This is a genomic window from Hyunsoonleella flava (genome assembly GCF_004310325.1).
GTDB classification, from domain to species: domain Bacteria; phylum Bacteroidota; class Bacteroidia; order Flavobacteriales; family Flavobacteriaceae; genus Jejuia; species Jejuia flava.
In genome coordinates this window covers 1-308 of the sequence record NZ_SIRT01000049.1, presented here as the reverse complement: position 1 = coordinate 308, position 308 = coordinate 1, and the positions used below count along the sequence as shown (strand labels likewise).

Sequence of the window (308 nt, the reverse complement as noted above, 5' to 3'; positions counted from 1 at the left end):
TTACTTTTTGCGCAATTTTATTAATACCTTTTGAAAACAAACTTGCTACATATGATTTTGTAGTATCTTTATTGGCTACACGCTCTGCAATCACATCTTCTAAGGTTAAAAAGAATCCGTAAGACGAGTTATTTTCCTCCTTCCAACAAGTATCTGTACCAGTATGACAAGTGGGGCCAACTGGATTTACTTGAATTAACAATGAATCATTATCACAGTCATTTTTAATATCTAATAGGTTTAAAAAATTACCGCTTTCTTCTCCCTTTGTCCACAAACGCTGCTTGCTTCTGCTAAAAAACGTTACT

The 308-nt window shown here is 33.8% G+C and carries 1 protein-coding gene; it reads right to left on the bottom strand.

The genetic code is table 11. The features are described from left to right. The coding region (locus EYD45_RS16600; RefSeq protein ID WP_317127946.1) for a phosphoribosyl-AMP cyclohydrolase at positions 1–308 on the bottom strand (308 nt) is incomplete at both ends.